Annotated in this window: 17 protein-coding genes and 2 pseudogenes; 16 read left to right on the top strand and 3 right to left on the bottom strand. The window is 70.5% G+C overall.

All coding sequences use genetic code 11. The features are described 5' to 3' along the window. Window positions 1-73 precede the first annotated feature (73 nt). On the top strand, window positions 74-1,828 hold the full coding sequence (locus V4F39_RS19340; protein ID WP_332291444.1) for a methyl-accepting chemotaxis protein: 1,755 nt from the start codon (window positions 74-76) through the stop codon (window positions 1,826-1,828). A 7-nt stretch (window positions 1,829-1,835) separates the two neighbouring features. Here V4F39_RS19340 and V4F39_RS19335 read toward each other — a convergent pair whose 3' ends face one another. Both V4F39_RS19335 and V4F39_RS19330 read right to left on the bottom strand, forming a co-directional pair. Next, a complete protein-coding gene (locus tag V4F39_RS19335; protein WP_332291443.1) occupies window positions 1,836-2,327 on the bottom strand; it encodes a flavodoxin family protein in 492 nt (163 codons plus the stop codon). A gap of 11 nt (window positions 2,328-2,338) precedes the next feature. Continuing rightward, window positions 2,339-3,460 (bottom strand): 3-deoxy-7-phosphoheptulonate synthase, encoded by a 1,122-nt coding sequence (locus tag V4F39_RS19330; protein ID WP_332291442.1) that lies wholly within the window; start codon window positions 3,458-3,460, stop codon window positions 2,339-2,341. 215 nt (window positions 3,461-3,675) lie between these two features. Here V4F39_RS19330 and V4F39_RS19325 point away from each other — a divergent pair, with 215 nt between their 5' ends. From V4F39_RS19325 to paaZ, 8 genes are all read left to right on the top strand, one after another. Next, the gene (locus V4F39_RS19325; protein WP_332291440.1) at window positions 3,676-4,479 is read left to right on the top strand and encodes an enoyl-CoA hydratase-related protein; all 804 of its coding nucleotides are present in this window, start codon (window positions 3,676-3,678) and stop codon (window positions 4,477-4,479) included. Between the two features lie 35 nt (window positions 4,480-4,514). Beyond that, on the top strand, window positions 4,515-5,522 hold the full coding sequence (paaA, locus tag V4F39_RS19320) for a 1,2-phenylacetyl-CoA epoxidase subunit PaaA (protein ID WP_332291438.1): 1,008 nt from the start codon (window positions 4,515-4,517) through the stop codon (window positions 5,520-5,522). Further along, window positions 5,519-5,815, top strand: coding sequence for a 1,2-phenylacetyl-CoA epoxidase subunit PaaB (paaB, locus tag V4F39_RS19315; RefSeq protein ID WP_332291437.1), 297 nt, complete (start codon window positions 5,519-5,521; stop codon window positions 5,813-5,815). The genes paaA and paaB overlap by 4 nt, the downstream gene beginning before the upstream one ends. A 117-nt stretch (window positions 5,816-5,932) precedes the next feature. Beyond that, the gene (paaC, locus tag V4F39_RS19310; protein ID WP_332291435.1) at window positions 5,933-6,706 is read left to right on the top strand and encodes a 1,2-phenylacetyl-CoA epoxidase subunit PaaC; all 774 of its coding nucleotides are present in this window, start codon (window positions 5,933-5,935) and stop codon (window positions 6,704-6,706) included. Further along, window positions 6,703-7,209 (top strand): 1,2-phenylacetyl-CoA epoxidase subunit PaaD, encoded by a 507-nt coding sequence (gene paaD, locus V4F39_RS19305; RefSeq protein WP_332291434.1) that lies wholly within the window; start codon window positions 6,703-6,705, stop codon window positions 7,207-7,209. The genes paaC and paaD overlap by 4 nt, the downstream gene beginning before the upstream one ends. Before the next feature lie 116 nt (window positions 7,210-7,325). After that, entirely contained in the window at window positions 7,326-8,411 is a 1,086-nt protein-coding gene (gene paaE / locus V4F39_RS19300; RefSeq protein ID WP_332291432.1) for a 1,2-phenylacetyl-CoA epoxidase subunit PaaE, read from the top strand. 28 nt (window positions 8,412-8,439) lie between these two features. Beyond that, window positions 8,440-9,105, top strand: a complete 666-nt coding sequence (locus tag V4F39_RS19295) for a glutathione S-transferase family protein (RefSeq protein WP_332291431.1) — start codon at window positions 8,440-8,442, stop codon at window positions 9,103-9,105. A 29-nt stretch (window positions 9,106-9,134) separates the two neighbouring features. After that, on the top strand, window positions 9,135-11,183 hold the full coding sequence (paaZ, locus tag V4F39_RS19290) for a phenylacetic acid degradation bifunctional protein PaaZ (protein ID WP_332291430.1): 2,049 nt from the start codon (window positions 9,135-9,137) through the stop codon (window positions 11,181-11,183). Here paaZ and gcvA read toward each other — a convergent pair. Continuing rightward, on the bottom strand, window positions 11,158-12,066 hold the full coding sequence (gene gcvA, locus V4F39_RS19285; protein ID WP_332291429.1) for a transcriptional regulator GcvA: 909 nt from the start codon (window positions 12,064-12,066) through the stop codon (window positions 11,158-11,160). The two genes, paaZ and gcvA, sit on opposite strands and share 26 nt — an antisense overlap. Window positions 12,067-12,199: 133 nt before the next feature. Here gcvA and amaB point away from each other — a divergent pair, with 133 nt between their 5' ends. From amaB to V4F39_RS19255, 7 genes and pseudogenes are all read left to right on the top strand, one after another. Further along, window positions 12,200-13,678: an L-piperidine-6-carboxylate dehydrogenase gene (gene amaB / locus V4F39_RS19280; RefSeq protein ID WP_332291585.1), complete on the top strand. Its 1,479-nt coding sequence runs from the start codon at window positions 12,200-12,202 to the stop codon at window positions 13,676-13,678. A gap of 60 nt (window positions 13,679-13,738) precedes the next feature. Continuing rightward, a pseudogene (locus tag V4F39_RS19275) lies at window positions 13,739-14,583 on the top strand (amino acid permease); the annotation flags it as partial. Then, a complete protein-coding gene (locus V4F39_RS19270) occupies window positions 14,580-15,872 on the top strand; it encodes an NAD(P)/FAD-dependent oxidoreductase (protein WP_332291428.1) in 1,293 nt (430 codons plus the stop codon). The pseudogene V4F39_RS19275 and the gene V4F39_RS19270, both read left to right, overlap by 4 nt. Continuing rightward, window positions 15,830-16,150 (top strand): annotated as a pseudogene (locus V4F39_RS27215) (2-oxoadipate dioxygenase/decarboxylase family protein); the annotation flags it as partial. The gene V4F39_RS19270 and the pseudogene V4F39_RS27215, both read left to right, overlap by 43 nt. 56 nt (window positions 16,151-16,206) lie before the next feature. Then, the gene (locus tag V4F39_RS19265) at window positions 16,207-16,545 is read left to right on the top strand and encodes a 2-oxoadipate dioxygenase/decarboxylase family protein (RefSeq protein WP_332291427.1); all 339 of its coding nucleotides are present in this window, start codon (window positions 16,207-16,209) and stop codon (window positions 16,543-16,545) included. An 84-nt stretch (window positions 16,546-16,629) separates the two neighbouring features. Then, a complete protein-coding gene (locus V4F39_RS19260; protein ID WP_332291426.1) occupies window positions 16,630-17,073 on the top strand; it encodes an Hsp20/alpha crystallin family protein in 444 nt (147 codons plus the stop codon). A gap of 23 nt (window positions 17,074-17,096) precedes the next feature. Continuing rightward, the gene (locus V4F39_RS19255; protein ID WP_332291425.1) at window positions 17,097-17,555 is read left to right on the top strand and encodes an Hsp20/alpha crystallin family protein; all 459 of its coding nucleotides are present in this window, start codon (window positions 17,097-17,099) and stop codon (window positions 17,553-17,555) included. Window positions 17,556-17,557: the final 2 nt, after the last annotated feature.

Here is a 17,557-nt window from a genome sequence, read left to right as displayed (position 1 = left end):
TAAGGGTTTACCCGTTCTCACTTTGCATGGGGGACGCCGATAGACCTGGCTGCGCATCCCTGGAGTACCCGCCATGAACCTGCAATCCATGAAGATCTCGACCCGCCTGACCCTCGGCTTCGCGGTGCTCGCGATCCTCATCGTGGTGCTCGGCGCGGTGGCGCTGCTGAAGGTCACCGCGATCAACGGGCATTTCAGCCTCGCGATCGACGACCGCTACCCCAAGGTGAAGCGTTTCCAGGTGATCAAGGAGCAGAACGCCACCGCCGCCCGTGCGATGCGCGACATGTTCATCGTCACCGATCCGGCCGAGATGCAGGCGCTGGACGAGGAGATCAACCGCTCGGGCAAGCTGCTCGCCGCCGAGTTCGACGCCCTCAAGAACATCATGACCACGCCGAAGGGCAAGGCCGGCTTCGAGAAGCTGGCGGCCGCCCGGGCGGCCTACAAGGCGCCGCGTGAGCAGGTCACGGCCCTGATCAAGGCGGGCAAGGTCGACGAGGCCCGGGCAACGATGCTGAAGGACCTGCGCCCCCGCCACGCCGAATACGTGGCGGCGGTCGACGAGCTCATCAACCTGGGCGACAAGCTGATGGTCGACGCGGGCAAGTCCGCCGATGCCGAGGTCGCCAACGCCCAGTGGACCGTCGCGGCGCTGATCGGCGCGGCGCTGGCCATCGCCGGCGTGATGGGCACGTGGCTCATCCGCAGCACGACGCGCCCGATCAACGAAGCGGTGCGCGTGGCGCGCAGCGTGGCGGCCGGCGACCTGACCACCCAGTTCGACGCCAGCGGCCACAGCGAGACCGCGCAACTGCTCGCCGCATTGAAGGAGATGCAGACGCGCCTGGCCGACATCGTCGGCGGCGTGCGCCAGAACGCCGAAGGCGTGGCCACCGCTTCCGCGCAGATCGCCTCGGGCAACAACGACCTGTCGGCGCGCACCGAGAACCAGGCCTCCGCCCTGGAGGAGACCGCCGCCTCGATGGAGGAGCTGGGCTCCACCGTGCGCGCCAACGCCGACAACGCGCAGCAGGCCAACCAGCTCGCGATGGCGGCCAGCGACGTGGCCACCCGCGGCGGCGCCGCCGTGCAGCAGGTGGTGCAGACCATGAAGGGCATCAGCGAAAGCTCCAACCGCATCGCCGACATCATCGGCACGATCGACGGCATCGCCTTCCAGACCAACATCCTGGCGTTGAACGCGGCGGTCGAAGCCGCCCGCGCCGGCGAGCAGGGCCGGGGCTTCGCGGTCGTCGCCTCGGAGGTGCGCAGCCTGGCGCAGCGCTCGGCCGATGCGGCCAAGGAGATCAAGGTGCTGATCACGCAGAGCGCCGAGCGCGTGGAGCAGGGCACGCAGCAGGTCGACCAGGCCGGTGCCACCATCGACGAGGTGGTGCGCTCCATCCGCCGGGTGACCGACATCGTCGGCGAGATCAGCTCCGCCTCGCGCGAGCAGAGTTCCGGCGTCGCCCAGGTGGGCGAGGCGGTGACCGCGATGGACCAGGCGACGCAGCAGAACGCCGCGCTGGTGGAAGAGTCCGCCGCCGCCGCCGAGAGCCTGAAGGGCCAGGCCCGGCAGCTGGTCGACGCGGTGGCCGTGTTCCGGCTGGCGAGCGACGGGCACCGTGCCATGCCCGCCAGCCCGCCCGCGCACCATGCCGCCGCCGCCCATGCGATCGCCCAGGCCGCCGCGCCGAAGGCTGCGCCCCGGCCCGCCCCCGCTGCCGCGAAGCGCGCGGCGCCCGCCTCGGCCGCAGCCCCCAAGGCACCGGCACGCGCCGAGACGGCCGCGGCCGGCGGCGATCAGGAGTGGACCTCGTTCTGACGGGCGTTCAGTAGACGCCCAGCGCCAGGCCCGCGGCCATCGCGGCGCCCAGCTCGCGGCAGCGTCCGAGATCGGCGTCGCCGATGTGCTTGGGCGCGAGGATCGCCTCCGGGGTCTGCGCGTGCGTGCAGACGATCAGCACGGGCGCCACGGCCTTCAGCCGCCAGCCGGTGGCGATGCGGTCGATCTGCCGCGCCGCGTTGCTGCCGTCGCTGCCGGCGCAGACCAGGCTGGCGTAGGGCCGTCCCTGGATGCGATCGAGCGCCGGGTAGTAACAGCGGTCGAAGAAGTCCTTCATCAGGCCGGCCATCGACGCCAGGTTCTCGGGCGTGGCGAAGAGGTAGCCGTCGGCGGCCAGCACATCGGCCGGCCCGGCCTCGGCGGCGGTGAGCGAACGCACCTGCACGCCGGGCTCGGTGCGCGCGCCCGCCGCCGCGGCCTCCGCCATCTGGCGCGTGCCGCCGGTCATCGTGTGGTGGACGATGAGCAAGCTGGGCATGCGCAAGCGGCTCAGGCGCTTTCGCGCCGCGTGCGCACCGCATCGGCCAGCGCGCGCAGCACCGGCTCGGTCTGCGCCCAGCCAATGCAGGCGTCGGTGATCGACACGCCGTACTTCAGCGGCACGCCGGGCTTGAGGTCCTGCCTGCCTTCCTCGAGGTGGCTCTCGATCATCAGGCCGGTGATTCGGCGCTCGCCGGCGGCGATGCGGCGCGCCACGTCGTGGGCCACCTCGATCTGCTTGGCGTGCTGCTTCGACGAGTTGGCGTGCGAGCAGTCGACCATCACCTGCTCGCGCAGGCCAGCCTTCTTCAGCACCGCGCAGGCCGCGTCCACGTGCTCGGCGTCGTAGTTCGGGCCCTTGCTGCCGCCGCGCAGGATGGTGTGGCAGTCGAGGTTGCCGCGCGTTTCGAAGATCGCGGCCTGGCCCATCTTGGTCATGCCCATGAAGGCGTGCGGCGCGCGCGCGGCCACCATCGCGTCGGCCGCGATCTGCACGCCGCCGTCGGTGCCGTTCTTGAAGCCGATCGGGCAGCTGGAGCCCGAGGCGAGCTGGCGGTGGCTCTGGCTTTCGGTGGTGCGTGCGCCGATGGCACCCCAGGCGATCAGGTCGGCGATGTACTGCGGGCTCAGCAGGTCGAGGAACTCGTTGCCGGTGGGCAGGCCCAGCGCGCCGATCTCCAGCAGCAGCTCGCGCGCCTTGCGCAGGCCTTCGTTGATGCGGAAGCTGCCGTCCAGGCGCGGGTCGTTGATGTAGCCCTTCCAGCCGACGGTGGTGCGCGGCTTCTCGAAGTACACCCGCATCACCAGCAGCAGCTCCCGCTCGACCTTGGCCTGCAGCGCCTTCAGGTGCTGGGCGTACGAGATGGCCTGGTCGTGGTCGTGGATGGAGCAGGGGCCAGTGACCACGATCAGCCGGTCGTCGCGGCCGTGCAGCACGTCGGCGATCTCGTTGCGGCTGCGCTCCACCAGCGCCTGCACGTCGGGCGGCACCGGCAGTTCGTCGAGCAGCAGCGCGGGCGAGATCAGCGGGCGCACGGCCGAGATGCGCACGTCGTCGATGCGGGTGGTGTCTTGCGTACTGTCGCGCGAGCCGGCTTCGCGGTCGTGCAGGGGGTCGTCGATTCGGGACATGGTCGTTCGGCTTTTTGCGGTGGCAGCCTTCTATTGTCGGCGGGGAAGCCCTGCCGGCCCGGGTCCGGACCGCGCGGAGCCCGTTTCGAGGCGAGCTTTGCGGGTTATCCCCAGCGTCTGCGTTGCGTCGCCACCTTGCGGCAGGACGGCGATCGATTTATCATTGACCGACCGGTCGGTCGAATAATGAGCCAGACCGGATGGAGACAAGACCGATGGCCGAACCGCTCATCCTCACCTCGCATGCCGGCGGCATCCGCACGCTCACGCTCAACCGCCCCGCGCAGCTCAACAGCTTCAACGGCGCGATGCACACGGCGCTGATGGCCGCGCTCGAGGCCGCCGCGGCCGACGCCGAGGTGCGCTGTGTGGTGCTGACCGGCGCGGGCCGCGCGTTCTGCGCCGGCCAGGATCTGGCCGACCCGGCCGTGGCCCCCGATCCCGATCCGGCCGCCGAGCCGAAGGACCTGGGCGCGGTCGTCGAGGCGCACTACAAGCCGCTGGTGCTGCGGGTGCGTTCGATGCCGGTGCCGGTGGTGGCCGCCGTGAACGGGGTGGCGGCCGGTGCGGGCGCCAACCTCGCGCTGGGCTGCGACATCGTCGTCGCCGGCCGCTCGGCCAGCTTCATCCAGGCCTTCGCGAAGATCGGCCTGATCCCCGATACCGGCGGCACCTGGGTGCTGCCGCGCCTGGCCGGCCGGGCCCGTGCGCTGGGCCTGGCGATGCTGGGCGACAAGCTGCCCGCGGCCGAGGCCGCGCAGATGGGCCTGATCTGGCAGTGCGTCGACGACGACCAGCTCGCCGCCACCGCCCACGCGCTCGCCGGCCGCCTGGCCGCGATGCCCACGCGCGCGCTGGTGGCGACGCGGCAGGCCATGGACGCCGCGGGGGGCATGGACCTCGCCGCCGCCCTGTCGGCCGAGGCGCAGCTGATGCGCACGCTCGGCCGCTCGCACGACTATCTTGAAGGCGTGGATGCCTTCCGCGAAAAGCGCGCGCCGCGTTTCCGCGACCGCTGACCCGACACAACGCACTGCTGAAAGGACACGCCAGCATGTACACGCAAGCGATGGACACGATGGGCAAGGAGGGCGCCGACGGCCCGAAGAACCTGCGCTCGGCCGAAGAGGTGGCGCTGCAGGAGCGCTTCGACGCCCGCATCGACGCCGGCGACTTCATCGAAGCCAAGGACTGGATGCCCGACCACTACCGCAAGACGCTGGTTCGGCAGATCAGCCAGCACGCGCATTCGGAGATCGTCGGCATGCTGCCCGAGGGCAACTGGATCAGCCGCGCGCCCACGCTGAAGCGCAAGGCCATCCTGCTGGCCAAGGTGCAGGACGAGGGCGGCCACGGCCTCTACCTCTACGCCGCGGCCGAGACGCTGGGCACCAGCCGCGACCAGCTGCTCGACGGCCTGCACACCGGCAAGGCCAAATACAGCTCGATCTTCAACTACCCCACGCTGACCTGGGCCGACATGGGCACCATCGGCTGGCTGGTCGACGGCGCGGCCATCATGAACCAGGTGCCGATCTGCCGCTGCTCCTACGCGCCGTATGCGCGGGCGATGATCCGCATCTGCCGTGAAGAGAGCTTCCACCAGCGCCAGGGTTATGAAGCCCTGCTGACGATGATGCAGCACGGCACCGACGCGCAGAAGGCCATGGTGCAGGATTCGGTGAACCGCTGGTGGTGGCCGTCGATCATGATGTTCGGCCCGCCCGACGACCAGTCGCCGAACAGCGCGCAATCGATGCGTTGGGGCATCAAGCGCGTCAGCAACGACGAGCTGCGCCAGAAGTTCATCGACGCCACGGTCGAGCAGGCCAAGATCCTCGGTGTGACGCTGCCCGACCCCGACCTGAAGTGGAACGAGGAGCGCCAGGCGCACGACTACGGCCAGATCGACTGGAGCGAGTTCTGGCGCGTAGTGGGCGGCGACGGCCCCTGCAACAAGGAACGCCTGGGCGCCCGCGTGAAGGCCTGGGAAGACGGGGCCTGGGTGCGCGATGCCGCCATGGCCCATGCACGCAAGCAACAACTGAAGGAAGCCGCATGAGCGCCGCCACCCCAAACGAATGGCCCCTGTGGGAAGTGTTCGTCCGCAGCAAGGCGGGCCTGGACCACAAGCACTGCGGCAGCCTGCACGCCGCCGATCCGCAGATGGCCATCCAGATGGCACGGGACGTCTACACCCGCCGCCAGGAAGGCAGCAGCGTGTGGGTGGTGCGCAGCGACCAGATCGTCGCCAGCGACCCACGCGACAAGGACATGTACTTCGATCCGGCCGAGGACAAGGTTTACCGCCACCCCACGTTCTACGAGCTGCCCAAGGCCGTGGACCACATGTGAGATGAGCCCACCCCCGTAGCGCCTTCGGCGCCCCCCTCAAGGGGGCCACACCAACGGCCCGGCCAAGCCGGTTCCGTGGTGTGCGCTGGGTCGACACACAACGCGGACTGACTCCTCATGCAAGCATCCATCCAACTTGAACGCTCGCCGGCCGTGCAGTACGTGCTGCGCCTGGGCGATACCTGCCTGATCCTCGGCCAGCGGCTGGGCGAGTGGTGCGGCCACGCGCCGGTGCTCGAAGAGGACATCGCGCTGGCCAACATGGCGCTCGACCTGATCGGCCAGTCGCGGGCGCTGTTGACGCACGCCGGCCAGCTCGGCGGCCAGGGCTTCGACGAAGACAAGCTGGCCTTCCTGCGCGACGAGCGCGACTACTTCAACCTCACGCTGGCTGAGCTGCCGCGCGGTGACTTCGCCTTCACCGTCGTGCGCAACCTGATGCTCTCGACCTGGCTCAAGCTGCACTGGGAGCGCCTGGCCGAATCGAGCGACGCCGAGCTGGCCGCCATCGCCGGCAAGGCCGTCAAGGAGGCGCGCTACCACCAGCAGCACGCCGCCGACTGGGTGGTGCGGCTGGGCGACGGCACCGACGAATCGCGCCGCCGCACCGAAACCGCGCTGGCCGAGGCCTGGCGCTTCATGCCCGAGATGTTCGAGGCCGACGCGGTGGACGAGGCGGCCAGCGCCAGCGGGCTGGGCCCGCAGCCGGGCGGGCTGCAGGCGCCGTGGCTCGCCGAAGTGAAGTCCGTGCTTGACGAAGCCGGCCTGGCCGTGCCGCGCGACAGCGCCTTCCGCTCGACCGGCAAGCGCGGCGTGCACACCGAGCACATGGGCTACATCCTGGCCGAGATGCAGCACCTGCAGCGCAGCTTCCCCGGGGGGGTGTGGTGATCACCGCCATCGAAGGCCGTGTGGCCGACGCCTGGCGCGTGCTCGGCGACGTGCCCGACCCCGAGGTGCCCGCCATCTCGGTGCGCGACCTGGGCATCGTGCGCGACGTGGTCGAGCACGATGACGGCCTCGAGGTGGTGCTCACGCCCACCTACAGCGGCTGTCCGGCGACCGAGGTGATCGAGCGCAGCGTGCTCGACGCGATCGACGCCGCGGGCCTGGGCCCGGCACGCGTCAGCCTGCGCCGCGCGCCGGCCTGGACCACCGACTGGATCACCGAGGACGGCAAGCGCAAGCTGCGCGAATACGGCATCGCGCCGCCCGGGCCGGTGGCGGCCGACGGCACCGTGCCGATCCGCCTGGTGCGCCGCGAGCGCGTCCCGTGCCCGCGCTGCGGCAGTGCGAACACCGAGCGGCTGTCGGCCTTTGGTTCCACCGCGTGCAAGGCGCTGTACCGCTGCGTGGCCTGCCGCGAGCCTTTCGAACACTTCAAGAGTATTTAGCCCACCCCCGGAGCGCCTTCGGCGCACCCCCTCGAGGGGCCACACCGATGGCCCGGCGCAGCCGGTTCCATGGTGTGTGCTGGGTCAAGCGTCGCTACCTCAAACGAGGAGATTGCATGGACTTCTCTTTCCACCCGCTGCGCGTCCGCTCCGTGACGCCCGACACCGCCGAGGCGGTGGTCGTTTCGTTTGACGTGCCTGAGGAGCTGCGGGGCGTGTTCGGCTTCACGCAGGGCCAGTACCTCACGCTGCGCAGCACCATCGACGGACAGGACCTGCGCCGTTCGTACTCGATCTGCGCGGGCGTCGACGACGGCGAATTGCGCGTGGGCGTGCGCAAGGTCAAGGGCGGCGTGTTCTCCAACTGGATCAACGCGAACCTGAAGCCGGGCGACAGCCTGCAGGTGATGGCGCCGCAGGGCCGCTTCTTCGTGCCGCTGGAGCCGGGGGCGCGGCGCCACCATGTCGGCATCGCCGGCGGCTCGGGCATCACGCCGATCCTGTCGATCATGAAGACCGTGCTGGCGCGCGAGCCCGACAGCCGCTTCACGCTGATCTACGGCAACCGGCTGCTCAAGTCGACGATGTTCAAGGAAGAACTCGAAGACCTGAAGAACCGCTACCTGACGCGCCTGGTGCTGCACCACGTGTTCAGCGACGAGCACACCGACGCGCCGCTCAACATGGGCGTGATGAACCGCGACAAGATCGGCGAGTTCCTGCGCAGCGTGGTGCCGGCCGGGCGCATCGACCACGCCTACATCTGCGGCCCGTTCCAGATGAACGACGAGGCCGAGGCCGCGCTGCTGGCCGCCGGGGTGCCCGAGGAGCGCATCCACATCGAGCGCTTCGGCGTCGCCACGCCCGCCGGTGCGCCGGTCGGTGCGGTGATCCACGAGGCCAAGCCGGGCGATGCCGAGACGGCGCGCGTGACCATCATCCGCGACGGCCTGTCGCGCGAGATTTCGTTCACCAAGGACCAGCCGAGCATCCTCGACTGCGCCTCGGCCGCGGGCCTGGAAGTGCCGTACTCGTGTACCTCGGGCGTGTGCGGCACCTGCCGCGCGAAGCTCATCGAAGGCGAGGTGCGCATGGAGCGCAACTTCGCGCTCGACAAGAACGAGGTCGCCAACGGCTTCGTGCTGACCTGCCAGGCGCATCCGCTGACCGAACGCGTCGTCTTGTCGTTCGACGAACGCTAAAAGCCGCGCCATGGCGCCTGGAGGTGATATGGCTCTGACCCTGCTGTTCCACCCCTTCTCGTCGTACTGCCAGAAGGTGCTGATCGCGCTGTACGAGAACGGCACGCCGTTCCAGCCGCTGCTGCTGGGAGACGCCGCGGGCTTCGGGCGCCTGGCCGCTTTGTGGCCGCCGCGCAAGTTCCCGGTGCTGGTGGACAAACGGACGGACGGCGAACGCACGGTGCCCGAGGCCACCGCGATCATCGAGTACCTGGAAGTGTTCCACCCGGGGCCGGTGACGCTGATCCCGAAGGACGCGGCGCAGGCCGTCGACGTGCGGCTGATGGACCGCATCTTCGACAACCACGTGCACACGCCGATGCAGAAGATCGTGGGCGACGTGCTGCGGCCCGAAGGCCAGCGCGACCCCACCGGCGTGGCCGATGCACACGCCACGCTCGACACCCTCTACGCCTGGCTCGATACGCACCTGGCCGGCCGCACCTGGGCTGCCCAAGACCAGTTCAGCCTGGCCGACTGCGCGGCCGGCCCCGCGCTGTTCTACGCCGACTGGGTGCACCCGATCGACGAGCGCTTCGCCCACCTGCGCGCCTACCGGCAGCGCCTGCTCGCGCGGCCGTCGTTCGCGCGGGCGATCGACGAGGCGCGGCCCTTCCGCAAGCTCTTCCCGCTCGGCGCGCCTGATCGCGACTGAGGCCCCAGACCGTTTTTCCAGGAGACCCCATGACGACACCGATCGTGCAGAGCTACATCGCCGGCCGCTGGATTGGCAGCGAAGCCGCGCAGACGCTGCGCAGCGCCATCAACGGCCAAGCGGTCTACAAGACCCACGCCGATGCCATCGACTTCGGCGAGGCGGTGCACCACGCGCGCACGGTGGGCCTGCCCAACCTGCTGAAGCTCGACTTCCAGCAGCGCGCGCAGCGGCTGAAGGCGCTGGCCAAGTACCTCAACGAGCACAAGGAGCAGCTCTATGCCGTCTCGGCCCACACCGGCGCCACGCGCGCCGATTCGTGGATCGACATCGAGGGCGGCGCCGGCACGCTGTTCGCATACGCCAGCATGGGCAGCAACGAGCTGCCCTCGGGCAACGTGGTCCACGAGGGCCCGGTCATCCCGCTGGGCAAGAAGGGCGGCTTCGCGGGCACGCACATCCTGGTGCCGCGGCGCGGGCTGGCAGTGCACATCAACGCGTTCAACTTCCCGGTGTGGGGGCTGCTGGAGAAGTTCGCGCCGAACTTCCTGGCCGGCATGCCCTGCATCGGCAAGCCCGCCACGGCCACCAGCTACCTGACGGAAGCGGCGGTGCGGTTGATCCAGCAATCGGGCATCCTGCCCGAAGGCGCGCTGCAACTGGTGATCGGCTCCACCGGCGACCTGCTCGACCGGCTGGACGGCGCCGACGTGGTGACCTTCACCGGCTCGGCCGACACCGCCGCCAAGCTGCGCGTGCACCCCAACATCATCCGCCAGAGCATCCCGTTCAACGCCGAGGCCGATTCGCTGAACTGCGCCATCCTGGCGCCCGACGTGACGCCCGACGACGAGGAGTTCGACCTCTTCGTCAAGGAAGTGGCGCGCGAGATGACCGTCAAGGCCGGCCAGAAGTGCACGGCGATCCGCCGCGCCATCGTGCCGCGCGACCGCATCGACGCGGTGGCCGAGGCGCTGCGCGCGCGGCTGGCCAAGGTGACGGTGGGCGACCCGTCGGTGGAAGGCGTGCGCATGGGGGCGCTGGCCTCGCACGCGCAGTTCGACGACGTGCGCGACCGCGTGGCCACGCTGCGCCAGGGCGCCGAGCTGGTCTACGGTGCGGGCGACGGCTTCAAGCCGCTCGGCGAGGGCACGGCCGAGGGCGCGTTCTTCTCGCCCACGCTGCTGCTGGCGCGTGAGCCGCTGAAGAACGACGCGGTGCACGACGTGGAGGCCTTCGGCCCCGTCAGCACGCTGATGGCCTACGACGGTGTCGACGAGGCGCTGGCGCTGGCCGCGCGCGGCCGCGGCAGCCTGGTGGGCACGCTGGTCACGCGCGACCCGAAGATCGCGGCGCAGATCATCCCGGCCGCCGCCGCGATGCACGGCCGCATGCTGGTGCTCGACCGCGAGGCGGCGGTCGAATCCACCGGCCACGGCTCGCCGCTGCCCATGCTCAAGCACGGCGGCCCGGGCCGCGCCGGCGGTGGCGAAGAGCTGGGCGGCGTGCGCGCCGTCAAGCACTACCTGCAGCGCACCGCGGTGCAGGGCTCGCCCACGATGCTGGCCGCCATCACCGGCGAACACGTGCGCGGCGCCCAGGTGACGGAGACCGTGCAGCACCCGTTCCGCAAGCACTTCGAGGACCTGGAGATCGGCGATTCGCTGCTGACGCACCGCCGTACCGTGAGCGAGGCCGACATCGTCAACTTCGGCGGCATCTCGGGCGACTACTTCTACATGCACTTCGACGAGATCGCCGCGAAGGACACGCAGTTCGGCCAGCGCATCGCGCACGGCTACTTCGTGCTGTCGGCGGCGGCGGGCCTGTTCGTGTCGCCCGCGCCGGGGCCGGTGCTGGCCAACTACGGGCTCGACACGCTGCGCTTCACCAAGCCGGTGGCCATCGGCGACACCATCCAGGCGCGGCTGACGGCCAAGCGCAAGATCGACCGCAACAAGGTCGACGACAAGGGCGTGGGGCAGGGCGTGGTGGCCTGGGATGTCGAGGTGAAGAACCAGCACGGTGAGCTGGTGGCCAGCTACGACATCCTCACGCTGGTGGCCAAGCGCGGTTGACGCAGCGGTCGAGCACCCAGCGCACCAGGGCTTTGACCTTGGGCACTTCCGCCGCGTGCTCGGCATGCGCGACGAAGTGCGCGCCGGTGCTCGGCATCGCGTGCGGCCAGGGGACCACGAGCTTGCCTTCGGCCAGCTCCTCCTCCACCAGGTAGCGCGGCACGAGCGCGATGCCGCAGCCCACCTGCGCCGCACGGATGCACATGGTGAAGGTGTCGAAGCGCGGGCCGTGGTAGCTCTTCTGCGACTGCAGCCCCTGCGCCAGGAACCATTCGTGCCAGGCCTCCGGCCGCGAGGTGCATTGCAGCAACGTGTGCACCGTCAGGTCTTGCGCACGGCCGAACGCCTGCCCCTCGAGCAGCTCGGGTGAGCACACGGGCACCACCTCTTCGCGGAACAGCTCCAGGCAGGTGGCGCCCGGCCAGGTACCCTGCCCGAAGAAGAACGCCACGTCGGCCTTCGCGCGGATCAGGTCGAGCGGCTCCAGCACGTTGCGGATGTCGAGGTGGATGCCGGGGTGCTGCCTGCCGAAGCCGCGCAGGTTCGGCACCAGCCAGCGCGCGCCGAAGGTGGGCTGCGTGGCCACCGTGAGCACCTCGGTCTCGCCGCCGTAGCTGAGGATGTAGCGGCTCGACATGTCGATCTGCGTCAGGATCTTGTCGACCTCCGCGAGGTACAGCGCGCCGGCCGGCGTCAGCTGCAGCCGCTGGCGCACGCGCATGAACAGGGCCCGGCCCAGCATCTCCTCGAGCAGTGCCACCTGCTTGCTCACCGCGCTCTGGGTCAGGTTCAGCTCCTGCGCCGCGCGCGTGAAGCTGAGGTGCCGCGCCGCCGCCTCGAAGCACTGCAGCGCGGCTGTCGAGGGCATCAATCGCTTGGGCATCGGGGCAGTTCATTCCTCGTTGGAATTGTCTGTTTCCAAAACATCGTTTGTCGCACCTGCACAGCGGTTCAATACTAGCCCGGGTCCTGTATGAAGACCCTTGCCGAGAGGAGCCGACGTGGTCGACGGTCTACTGAAGAAACTGGGCGTGCCTTCGGGCGCATGGGCCGCCGAGGCCGGGCATGCGGTGCACAGCCCCATCGATGGCAGCCTCATCGCCCGCGTGGCGCTGGAGGCGCCGCAGCAGGTCGCCGCACGCATCGGTGCAGCGCACCGGGCCTTCCTGGCCTGGCGGCAGGTGCCGGCGCCCCGCCGCGGCGAACTGGTGCGCCTGTTCGGCGACGTGCTGCGCGAGCACAAGGCGGCGCTGGGCGAACTGGTGTCGGTCGAGGCCGGCAAGATCACCCAGGAAGGCCTGGGCGAAGTGCAGGAGATGATCGACATCTGCGACTTCGCGGTCGGGCTCTCGCGCCAGCTCCACGGCCTGACCATCGCCTCGGAGCGGCCGGGCCACCACATGCGCGAGACCTGGCATCCGCTGGGGGTCGTCGGGGTGATCAGTGCATTCAACTTCCCCGTCGCCGTGTGGGCCTGGAACGCCGCGCTGGCGCTGGTGTGCGGCAACGCGGTGGTCTGGAAGCCCTCGGAGAAGACCCCGCTCACCGCGCTGGCCTGCCAGGCGCTGCTCGGGCGGGCGCTGGCGGCATTCGGTGATGCGCCAGCGGGCTTGTCGCAGGTGGTGATCGGCGACCGCGCGGCCGGCGAGGCGCTGGTCGACGACCCGCGCGTGCCGCTCGTCAGCGCCACCGGCAGCACGCGCATGGGGCGCGAGGTCGGGCCGCGCGTGGCGGCACGTTTCGGCCGGTGCATCCTGGAGCTGGGCGGCAACAACGCGATGATCGTGGCGCCCAGCGCCGACCTCGACATGGCGGTGCGCAGCATCCTGTTCAGCGCCGTCGGCACCGCCGGCCAGCGCTGCACCACGCTGCGCCGCCTGATCGTCCACCGCTCGATGCGCGACGAGTTGCTCGCCCGCCTGCGGGCCGCCTACGCCCGGGTGCGCATCGGCGATCCCCGGCAGGACAACCTGGTCGGCCCGCTGATCGACCGCGCTGCGTTCAACGCCATGCAGGAGGGGTTGGTGCAGGCACGCCGCGAGGGCGGCGTGGTGTCCGGTGGAGAGCGCGTGTGCCAGGCGGAGTTCCCCAGCGCCTACTACGTCGCCCCGGCGATCGTCGAGATGCCGGGCCAGACGGCGGTGGTGCGGCACGAGACCTTCGCGCCCATCCTCTACGTGATGGCCTACGACAGCTTCGACGAGGCGCTGCAGCTCAACAACGAGGTTCCGCAGGGCCTGTCGTCCAGCATCTTCACGACTGACCTGCGCGAGGCCGAGGCCTTCCAGAGCGCGGTGGGCAGCGATTGCGGCATCGCCAACGTCAACATCGGCACCAGCGGCGCCGAGATCGGCGGTGCGTTCGGCGGCGAGAAGGAGACGGGCGGCGGCCGCGAGTCCGGCTCCGATGCCTGGAAGGGCTACATGCGCCGCCAGACCAATACCGTCAACTACTCCCGCGCGCTGCCGCTGGCGCAGGGCATCGTCTTCGACTGAAAGGAGGAGCACCGCTCGCCGAACCCTCGACGCACCTGCCCACGCAGGAATCGCCCCGAACCCGGCGGCCGTGCGGCCGCCCCGATGCTGGCACCGAGACAACCAGCCATCGGCGCGATGGTGTACTTCCTGATGACGAGCCTGGGCGAGCTGGCGTGGAACTACTGGTACGCCTGGGACGTGACCATCGCGGCCGACCTGGTCGCCTCCCAGATCATCATGGCCTACTGGTTCCCGGACGTGCCGGGCTTCGTCTGGAGCGCAGCGTTCCTGGCGGTCATCACGCTGCTCAACCTCGGGTCGGTCAAGCTCTTCGGAGAGACCGAGTACTGGTTCGCGCTGGTGAAGGTGGCGACGATCGTCGTCTTCATCGGCGGCGAGGCGCCCGTCGCCGGTGGTTTTGCGGCGCTCATCTTCTGGCGCATCCTGCTGTTCAACACCTCGGGCATGCTGGGTTCATCGCGTGGCTGGGCATCTCGATCAGCCACTACCGGTTCCGGCGGGGCTACCTGCAGCAGGGCCACGACCTGGCGCGGCTGCCCTACGTGGCGAGGTTCTTCCCGTTCGGCCCGATGTTCGCGTTCGTGCTGTGCCTGGTGGTGATGCTGGGCCAGAACTACCAGGCGCTCCTGAAGGGCCAGGTCGACTGGTACGGTGCGATCTCGACCTGTGTGGGGCTGGTGCTCTTCGTCGCGATCTGGGGGCTGCGCAAGCTCTGCACGCCGTCGGCCTTCGTCGGCTACCCGGAGATGGACTTCCCCGGCTGCAACCTGCTGGAGCAGTCCGGTGCCGGCGACACGGCGCCACTGGCGGCGACGGCGCACTATCCGGCGCAGGCCGTGCCGACGGCGGGTAGCGGCGCCGTGGCGTACAGGAGGGCGGGCCCGGCAGGGCGCATGGCATGACGATCGATCCGGGACTGACGTTCTACGAAGCGACGGCGGAGCGGCCGGCTTGCGCGCCCGCACGCGGGCGGAGCGACACACGCGTGTGCATCCTCGGCGGCGGGCTGGCCGGCCTGTCGACGGCGCTGGGGCTGGCCGAGCGGGGCCTGTGCGAGGTCACGGTGCTGGAGTCGCACCGCGTCGGCCACGGCGCCTCGGGGCGCAACGGCGGCTTCGTGTTCGGCGGCTACGGGCTCGGCAATGCCGAGCTGTGCGACCGCCTCGGCGCGGAGGAGGCGCGCCGGCTCTACCGCCTGACGACCGATGCCATCGAGCTGATCCGTCGCCGGATCGCGCGCTACCGCATCGACTGCGACCTGGTGGACGAGGGCGTCATCCTGGCCAACTGGTTCGCCGACCCGTCCCGGCTGGAGCGGCCGCGCCGGCTGATGCAGGAGGTCTATGGCGTCGAGTGGGAGCCCATCCCGCAGCGCGCGTTGCGCGACCTGCTGAAGACCGAGCGCTACCACGGCGGCCTGCTGGAGCGCAACGCCTTCCACTTCCATCCGCTGAAGTACGTCGCCGGGGTGGCGAGGGCGCTGCAGGGCCTGGGCGTGCGGGTGCACGAGCAGTCCGCGGTGCTGCGCATCGAGCGCCGGGCCGGCCGCTTCGTGGTCTTCACCGAATGCGGCGAGGTGCATGCCGACCACGTGGTGTTCGCCGGCGGCGGCTACGCGCGCGGCGTGTACCGGCCCGTCGAACGGTCGGTCATGCCGATCGCCACCTACGTGGTGGCGACGCAGCCGCTGGGCAGCCGCCTGCAGTCGGCGATCGCCTGCCGCTCGGCGGTCTACGACACACGCTTCGCCTTCGACTACTACCGCCCCCTGGCCGATGGCCGCATCCTCTGGGGCGGGCGCATCTCCATCCTCGACCGCGCGCCGCAGGCCATCGCGAGGCTGCTGAAGCAGGACCTGGCGCACGTCTATCCGCAGCTGGCGGATGTGGAGATCGAGTACGCCTGGGGTGGGCTGATGAGCTACGCGAGGCACCAGATGGCGCAGATCGGGCGAGACGAGCGCGGCGTGTGGTACGCGGTCGGCTTCGGCGGCCACGGCATGGCGCCGACGGCCGTGGCCGGCGAGGCGCTGGCCGATGCGCTGGTCCATGCCACGCAGCTGCCGCGCGGCTTCGGCCGCTTCGGCCTGCCCCGCAGCTACGGCGTCGCGGGCCGTGTCGCCGCGCAACTGACCTACACCACGCTGCAGTGGCGCGACGCGTTCGATGCGCGCCGCCTCAAGGGCCGTTAGGCCGGGGGCAGCAGAGCGATGCATGTCGCACGTTTGGTGGACCCCGACGAATTGCGCGCCCCCTTTCCTACGCGCGAGCGCCGCCGCATCGTCACGGCGCGCGCGCAAATGCCGTGATCGGAGGACCGCCGCGCCGCCGGTGCCCCCTCCTGCTGCGCCAGGCCAGCTTCAAGGCGCTGGAGGAGCGCATCCGCTTCCTCGGCCAGGCCGAGGGCGAGCATGGCTGCCACACGGCCCGCTTCGGCGAGGTCGAGCAGCGCGGCGCGGCGCTGACGCCGGCCGGACGGCGGCTCTACGACCGGCTGCTGCACACGGCCCGCGGCGCGCTCGCGGCGTGTCCGCCGCGGCCCGTCCGGCACGCCATGCCGAGGCGCTGGAGCGTGCGTTCCGCGCCTTCCCGGACAGCCATGAGCAGCTCCGGGCCCAGGGCCTGGCGTACTACCGGTACTTCCCGACGGCGCGGGGCCGTGCCGCGGCGGGCATCCTCCAGTCCAACCTCGGCGACGTGCGGCCGCCGCACGCAGGCGCGCCGTCGAGCCGGGAGGTCTTCAAGCAGTCGCTCGGGCGCCGCACGATCGACGAGATGGCGCTGTACGCGGATGCGCAGCGGCGGTCGCTGGCGGACTGCGCGGCTGCCCGCGCCACAAAAATCGCTTGCAGCGGACCCCCTTGAAACCTCCGCGGCCGATCGCATTGTTGGTGCATCGGCGCCGCGGCCCTCGCGGCGCTTCCCGCAACCCCCTACGAGGAGTCAGCCGTGGCCCTATCCCTGTTCTCCCGAGACCTGTTCGCCGAGTTCGACCGGCTGCAGCGCGACGTGCAGCAGGCCTTCGACCTCACGCCCAGCATCCGCGGCCATGCCCGCGGCGGCTATCCCGCCCTGAACGTCGGCAGCACGCCGCAGTCGTTCGAGGTGTATGCCTTCGCCCCGGGCCTCGATCCGGCGTCGATCGACGTGCAGCTCGACCGCGGCATCCTGAGCGTGGCCGGCGAGCGCCGCAGCGCCTTGCCCGAGCCCTCCCAGGACGGCAAGACCTCGCTGCACATCAACGAGCGCTTCGCCGGTTCGTTCCGCCGGGTGGTGAGCCTGCCGGACGACGCCGATCCCGAGGGCGTGTCGGCCAGCTACACCGACGGCGTGCTGCGCGTGAGCGTGCAACGCCGCCAGGCCGAGCAGCCGCGCCGCATCACCGTGCAATGACGTTCTTGACGAAGGATCCGACGATGAACACCTCCACCGTTCCCGCCGCCTACCAGGAGCGCGGCGTTGCATTCGCGCAGACCCCCGCCGGGGACACGGCCCCGGCATCGGCCCGCCCGGCCGAGCAGGCTGGCGCCTCCCGCCGCAACGAGCCCGCGATCGTGCCGGCCGTCGACGTGATCGAGGACGCCACCGGCATCACGCTGTACGCCGACCTGCCCGGCGTGAGCAAGGAGTCGCTGGCGCTGGACGTCGAGCGCGACACGCTCACCATCGAAGGCACCGTGCAGCTCGTGCAGCCCGAGGGCCTGGCCGTGCGCCACGTCGAGGTGGAACGCGCGCGCTACCGCCGCGTCTTCACGCTCAGCAAGGAGCTGGACAGCCAGCAGGTGACGGCCGAGCTCTCGCAGGGCGTGCTGAAGCTGCGCATCCCCAAGGCGCAGCACGCGCAGCCGCGCCGCATCCCGGTGAACGTCGCCTGAGG

Source organism: Aquincola agrisoli, assembly GCF_036621135.1.
Taxonomy (GTDB): Bacteria; Pseudomonadota; Gammaproteobacteria; order Burkholderiales; family Burkholderiaceae_C; genus Aquincola; species Aquincola agrisoli.
The sequence above is the reverse complement of the archived record's forward strand: the minus strand, read 5'-3'. Positions and strand labels throughout refer to the sequence as shown.

Coding starts and splice junctions, on each gene's coding strand:
- paaA (WP_332291438.1), top strand. CDS start 4,515: ATGTACACGCAAGCGATGGACACGATGGGCAAGGAGGGCGCCGACGGC.
- V4F39_RS19335 (WP_332291443.1), bottom strand. CDS start 2,327: ATGCCCAGCTTGCTCATCGTCCACCACACGATGACCGGCGGCACGCGC.
- paaB (WP_332291437.1), top strand. CDS start 5,519: ATGAGCGCCGCCACCCCAAACGAATGGCCCCTGTGGGAAGTGTTCGTC.
- paaE (WP_332291432.1), top strand. CDS start 7,326: ATGGACTTCTCTTTCCACCCGCTGCGCGTCCGCTCCGTGACGCCCGAC.
- paaZ (WP_332291430.1), top strand. CDS start 9,135: ATGACGACACCGATCGTGCAGAGCTACATCGCCGGCCGCTGGATTGGC.
- gcvA (WP_332291429.1), bottom strand. CDS start 12,066: ATGCCCAAGCGATTGATGCCCTCGACAGCCGCGCTGCAGTGCTTCGAG.
- V4F39_RS19340 (WP_332291444.1), top strand. CDS start 74: ATGAACCTGCAATCCATGAAGATCTCGACCCGCCTGACCCTCGGCTTC.
- V4F39_RS19255 (WP_332291425.1), top strand. CDS start 17,097: ATGAACACCTCCACCGTTCCCGCCGCCTACCAGGAGCGCGGCGTTGCA.
- V4F39_RS19270 (WP_332291428.1), top strand. CDS start 14,580: ATGACGATCGATCCGGGACTGACGTTCTACGAAGCGACGGCGGAGCGG.
- V4F39_RS19325 (WP_332291440.1), top strand. CDS start 3,676: ATGGCCGAACCGCTCATCCTCACCTCGCATGCCGGCGGCATCCGCACG.
- V4F39_RS19295 (WP_332291431.1), top strand. CDS start 8,440: ATGGCTCTGACCCTGCTGTTCCACCCCTTCTCGTCGTACTGCCAGAAG.
- V4F39_RS19330 (WP_332291442.1), bottom strand. CDS start 3,460: ATGTCCCGAATCGACGACCCCCTGCACGACCGCGAAGCCGGCTCGCGC.
- paaC (WP_332291435.1), top strand. CDS start 5,933: ATGCAAGCATCCATCCAACTTGAACGCTCGCCGGCCGTGCAGTACGTG.